Source organism: Bacillus sp. AM 13(2015), from assembly GCF_001518755.1.
GTDB lineage: Bacteria > Bacillota > Bacilli > Bacillales > Bacillaceae > Bacillus > Bacillus safensis.
This window is the reverse complement of the sequence record NZ_LKCP01000076.1, coordinates 1-5,627: the sequence shown is the minus strand read 5'-3', so window position 1 is coordinate 5,627 and position 5,627 is coordinate 1. Positions and strand designations below refer to the sequence as shown.

Annotated in this window: 7 protein-coding genes; 2 read left to right on the top strand and 5 right to left on the bottom strand. The window is 42.5% G+C overall.

What is annotated here, in order from left to right; all coding sequences use genetic code 11:
* Positions 1-86: 86 nt before the first annotated feature.
* On the top strand, positions 87-305 hold the full coding sequence (locus AOQ70_RS12890) for a hypothetical protein (RefSeq protein WP_231730874.1): 219 nt from the start codon (positions 87-89) through the stop codon (positions 303-305).
* Positions 306-367: 62 nt separating this feature from the next.
* Here the strand turns inward: AOQ70_RS12890 and AOQ70_RS12885 are convergent, their stop codons facing one another.
* The 3 genes from AOQ70_RS12885 to AOQ70_RS12875 form a co-directional block, all read right to left on the bottom strand.
* Entirely contained in the window at positions 368-1,324 is a 957-nt protein-coding gene (locus AOQ70_RS12885; protein ID WP_039177632.1) for an LCP family protein, read from the bottom strand.
* Positions 1,325-1,502: 178 nt separating this feature from the next.
* The gene (locus tag AOQ70_RS12880; protein WP_039183050.1) at positions 1,503-1,781 is read right to left on the bottom strand and encodes a barstar family protein; all 279 of its coding nucleotides are present in this window, start codon (positions 1,779-1,781) and stop codon (positions 1,503-1,505) included.
* Positions 1,782-1,846: 65 nt separating this feature from the next.
* Positions 1,847-3,016 (bottom strand): MFS transporter, encoded by a 1,170-nt coding sequence (locus AOQ70_RS12875; protein ID WP_039177630.1) that lies wholly within the window; start codon positions 3,014-3,016, stop codon positions 1,847-1,849.
* A 145-nt stretch (positions 3,017-3,161) separates the two neighbouring features.
* Between AOQ70_RS12875 and pdxR the strand changes: the two genes are divergently transcribed.
* Positions 3,162-4,601 carry a MocR-like pyridoxine biosynthesis transcription factor PdxR gene (pdxR, locus tag AOQ70_RS12870; RefSeq protein WP_059376670.1) on the top strand — a complete coding sequence of 480 codons (1,440 nt, stop codon included), beginning with the start codon at positions 3,162-3,164 and terminating at the stop codon, positions 4,599-4,601.
* A gap of 31 nt (positions 4,602-4,632) precedes the next feature.
* On the opposite strand, the gene AOQ70_RS12865 is transcribed toward pdxR, so the two are convergent.
* Positions 4,633-5,115: a hypothetical protein gene (locus AOQ70_RS12865; protein ID WP_039177626.1), complete on the bottom strand. Its 483-nt coding sequence runs from the start codon at positions 5,113-5,115 to the stop codon at positions 4,633-4,635.
* Positions 5,116-5,437: 322 nt separating this feature from the next.
* The coding region (locus AOQ70_RS12860) for a competence protein ComK (protein ID WP_197414613.1) at positions 5,438-5,627 on the bottom strand (190 nt) is incomplete at its 5' end.

Here is a 5,627-nt window from a genome sequence, read left to right as displayed (position 1 = left end):
CTCCATCCTCAATCGTGATCTGACACACTAAATAACAACATCAAACATTTAAATTAAATGAACCATACATTCAGCTTGTGACCTCTGTGTTAAAGGAAGCACAGAAAGCACTTTATGAACTGAAGCAGCATTTACGTAAAGAAAGTATGAAAGTACAGCAAATTGAACACGATGAGGGATTTACAACGTATCTATTTATCATAAATGGCTATGAAGAAAAGCATAAATACTTTAATCCGCGTATACGTCACCGGGTAGAGGAACTGCTGACTCGATATTTTCTCCAACAAACAAATGAACTATAGGCTGAAATGTTGCGCGTTACACATGCAAAAAAAGCCTGCCGCGGCGGCAGGCTCCTACTTATTTATGATAATTCAAGCTGTTTTCTCAGCTCTGTTCTCACTTCGTTTAATCCTGGTCCATCTAACTCAAAATAATACACATTCCCAGGCTGATAATCATGTCCCTTTAGCTGAATGGTATCTACTGATTTCAATGAGCTCAGTAATGGAAAAAGACCGATGAACTGTTTCATGGAAAGATTGGTTGAGACATTATCACCAAGCGTATCAATGATGTTGTCGTATGACGGGATCGAAGAAATCGATTTAGATTTTTCAAAGATGGCTTGAAGTGCTTCCATTTGGCGCTTTCCGCGCATGAGATCACTGTCTGCTTTTCTCGTTCTCACAAAGGCTAAAGCTTCTTCGCCATTCAGTCTATGAGTGCCTGTCTGCACTTGAACTTTTCCTTTTGAATCCTTTTCCATCTGTTTTACGATGCTTTCATCTTCAATCGTTACATCAATTCCGTTTAGCTCATCCACAATGTCTTGAAATGCTTTAAAGTTCCCTGAAATCACATAGTCTACAGGAATGTTCAACAAGTTTTCGACCGTTTTGACTGACAAATCTGCACTTCCAAACGCATGAGCGTGAGCAATTTTATCATATCCTCTTCCCGGTATATCCACATAAGAATCACGAGGAATACTGAGAAGCTTAATGGTTTTGTCTGTTCGGTTCACCGCCGCCAGTAAGACCGCATCACTTCTTGCTTCGTCTACCGTTTCACCTGGACGGCTGTCAATTCCAAGCAGCAGCACCGAAAAGCTGTCTTTTCCTGGATCAAAAGCTTTCACACGCTTTTGCGAGGTGTCTCCTCTTTCTAATGATACTTGCGCCTTATTCGACGCTTTTGAAATTTTATAATATGCGTATCCAGTCACGGACACTGCCATCACCATGACAAATGCCATGATAAACAGCACGGCTTTGACCCAAGGCCTTAGTCTTCTTTTTGATCTTGTTTTTTCCTTCATCCTTTCCGAACCCTCACTCTATCTTAGTCTATCAATGTAGGTCCCACTATAACATATTTTGATGAAAGTTTCCTTCATACAACATATTTTTATGAATCCACAATCTTAAGCTTCAGACAGCTCACCTATTTACAAATCTAAATCAAAAAACAGCCTGCGGCAGCGGCTGCTTTTTCCATCATGATTGAATATCAAATTGAAATTGTCCCTTCAGTTCTTCTTCTGCTTCTTGAAATAACTGACGCAACCTCTCAGCATAATCGCCAAGAGCGTCTTTGCTCGTTTGAAAATTCACCCATGTCAGTTCTACTGGAAGATTCACCTCTCCTGTTAAACAGTCCCAAAGAGCATCAAGGTTTTTCCCGTAATAATCAGGAAGGTGTAAAACGTTTTTTAGCTGATCGTGAAGCTCTTCTTGCGACCTGCACACTGCGCCGTCCAGCTGCACTTTTTTCATGTTCATCTTCCCCTCTCCTCTCTATATTTTAAACGAATTGGAGGAGAAAGAGAAAGATGGACACCTTACTTTTGTTTCTGTCTGACACCTGAGATGAATAAAATGAGGCAGGCAGCCAAAACGAGCAAGAAAAATAGGGTTAATACGAGTTGAGTACCGTAAATATCAGCGAAGAGGCCAACAAACACACTTGGAATACCAAGACCTAAATAAGCAAACAAGTAATAGCCTGCAACGGCTCTAGCCGCCTCTTTTTTCCCTCGCTCAACAATGAGCTGAAGTCCGCCTAAATAAGTAAATCCATAGCAGGCAGTACCCGCCAGCATCGTTCCGGCAAGCACAAGGAAGATAGATCCGCTGTTTGCACCGTATAGCAAGAGGCCATATCCGCATGGAAGACAGATAAACCCCAAAAGAAGCGCTGTGCTGCTATTCATCTTGCGCACAAAGGGCTGCATCAGGACACCTGCCATATTAATCAAAAAGAGCGCCGGTCCTACCCACAATTCATAACCATTTAATTTAAGCTGTGCTGGCAAAATTGAAATGACAAGGCCGCACACCGACCACGCGATAGCAATGGCTGCATTCGCCGGCATTGTTCCTTTTGGAAATCTTGGCATGTTCATCATCGGTTTACCTGAATCTCCTTGGACAGGCGGAACGAAAAAGAAGACACCCACAATAGTTAAGAACAAAAAGGCCAGCACAATCCAATAGCTAAGCGGCGTGAGCGACACACGCTGAAAAGAAAGAAGTGCCGTAAAAAGAGCACCGCCTCCAAATCCAACCGAACTGCATAATGCAATAAAAGTTGGAATCCAGCTTGATTTCTCAGGATATAAAGCAATCAAATATGCGGTGCATGTTCCAACGCTAAGACCAAGACCGACACCTTGCAGCAGCCGGGCAGCAAAAAGCATCTGTATGGAAGGATGTACAATCATCAACAAGGTGGCACATAACGAAAAGCTAAGCGCAACCAATAAAATCGGTTTGCGTCCAGCCCGGTCAGAAATGCCGCCAAGAAAAAGCAAAACTGGAATGAGTCCGAAGACATACGCAGCAAATACAAGTGCTGTTGCCGCCTTTCCGTACCCTGCTTGTTCTGCATACGCCGTATAAAGGGGCACTTGCAGATTCACAGCAATCGTAATCATAAAAAGACCAAGTAAAACGAAAATAAACGGGATCATGGATAAGTGTGCCGTTTCTTCTTTGGATGCTGGGATCATTTGACTCTCTCCTCTATGTCATTGCATATGAGAACAGTGTACACACCATTTGGCTTACTTCCTACATCCAAAAACGGCACTATTGACCAGTCCATAATTCCGTGTCATCATCATCTTATGATGTGAAAACGAGAGAAGGTGCACGATGTATATTCATTTAGACCGTTCAAGCGCCACCCCGCTCTGGCAGCAAATCGTAAATGAGATCATTCAAAAAATTCATTCACAAAAACTGCATCCTGACGATCAGTTAACACCGACAAGAGTGCTCGCACAGGAGCTTAATGTATCAAGATCAACCGTCCAGCTTGCCTACGATGAACTGCTGGCAAGAGGCTACGTCAGCACATCTAGAAGAGGCGGTACAAAGGTCATTTCAAGTGATCAATATACAGCTTCCCCTCCCCATCAAAGTGAACCGCCTTTCCCACCTCCGATAAGACCTCACTTTGAAGAAGCCGAAAAACAAATGGACCATTGGCTGTCAGCCAATCAATTTCATGAGAAGCTCGATATTGATTTTCGTCATCAGGAACCGGCGATCGATGACCACTTTCAAAACATATGGAAACGCTCGCTCATGAAAGCATTACAGCGATTAGATATGAAGAATTGGGGCTATTCCTCCCCGCATGGATTATGGGAAGTGCGTTCAGAAATACGCCAATATTTATCTGTTGAGCGCGGGATTGAAGTAGAAGAAGATCAAATGGTGTTAACAGGTGGCACCCAGCAAGCCATTGATTTGATTTCACAGGTATTGCTTAAAAAAGGGGATACAGTAGCTGTTGAAGATCCAGGTTTTCCTGGGGCAAGGCTGTCGTTTATGCATCGCGAAATGAACATTCACCCCGCACCAGTTGATGAAGAAGGAATGATGGTGAATACATTGCCCCAGCGAACAAAACTGATTGCTGTGACGCCCTCCCATCAGCGTCCAACTGGAGTATGTATGAGTGTAAACAGAAGGCAGCAGCTGCTAAAGTTTGCTGTCAGCCATCAGTCTTATATATTAGAGGATGATTTTGATGGAGATTATCGTTACCATGGCGGGCCGCTCCCTTCCCTATTTTCAGAAGCACCCGAGCATGTGATTTACATCTTAAGCTTCTCAAAGGTGCTGGCGCCTGGCATCCGGCTTGCTGCCATTATCGGTACCAAAGCAGTCATAAAAGAAATTGCCGCACTGCAATCACTCATTCAAAGACAGCTGCCCATTATGGAACAAATCACACTTGCTTCTTTTTTCAAAGAAGGAGAATTCACCCGATATGTCAGGCGAATGAGACAGCTGTATAAAAAAAGACAGGCGGCCATGATGGAAGCCCTTTTGGCACATCAATTTGACAAACACTTCCGTATCTATGGAACCGATACGGGCCTTCATGTCTTTTTAGAAGGAACACCAGACTTTGATGAAAAAGGAAGCATTGAAGCAGCAAAGGCAGCTGGCGTTGGCATTTATCCCTTAAGTCCTTATTGTTTTGAAAGCAATCGAAAGGGATTACTGCTAGGATTCGCCTGTACGGACGATAGCATGATTCAAGAGGGCGTTCGCCGTTTAAAGAAAATACTGCACATCTAAAAAAGCCTGGAAGTAAACCTTCCAAGCTTTTTTAGGATGATTGCTGAATCTGACCTACTTCTTCAATAAATGCGGCTGTCTGCTGCAAGCCATCCTGAAAATGATGGGTAGCGGATATAAACAGCTTTTCTTGATCGGGATGCTTCAAGAGCTTCTCCACCTTACTAACCCCTTTTTCAAATGAAGCCAGGCCTGTCTTTAATTGTTGATCGGCCTTTTGATAAGCGGCTGGAACTTCTTGATGATCAAGCCCTTTTTGAATCACACGATCAAATGCTTTCGTCGCTTCTGTCAATTTTTTATTTGTTTGAATTTTTCCATGTCCATCTGAGATAAACTGATCGGTCATCTTTTCATATGATTCATTTAACTCATCCATATAAGATTGAACCCATTGTTCATAAGCAGCTTCTTTTGCGTCTTGTTTTGAAGGCGATTGACCTGCTTGCTGACAGGCTGCTAGTAATGTCACTGTTAGGATAAATAGCAGCACCAAATGTGATTGTTTTTTCATACAGAGCCTCCATTTCTTCATCCCACTCGTTCATATCGGTCAAATATAAGCATCCTTTACTACATAAAAATACTTCGCAAGAATTGATTTCTTTTATTGTAACAGACAAGCTCGTGTCACTTCTGTGATTTATGAATAAATAGATGAAAATACGTCTAAGGATTCACATTTCCCTGTCATTTCCCAATACAACCAATAGACGACGAGACATACGTATTTGGTTTCAATGAATTCATCTTTATGATGTATGTCCCCCTTTTTACATTGCATGAAGTCCATATGAGATAAGAGGTCCAGCGGCTGCTCTGCCGCTGGCTTTTGATTAATATCTGTTACGAAGCTCCCTTAATATAAAATCGTATACGAGATTGAGCTGCTGTTCCTTTGGATACAGCATAAATTCTTGTTTCTTAGGAAGACCTCCATCAAGACGATCTTGAAATTTCGTTCGGAGATATGCTGTTCGGTGCACCTGACTCTCAAATGATTTATATGAGACATCAAGTTTGATG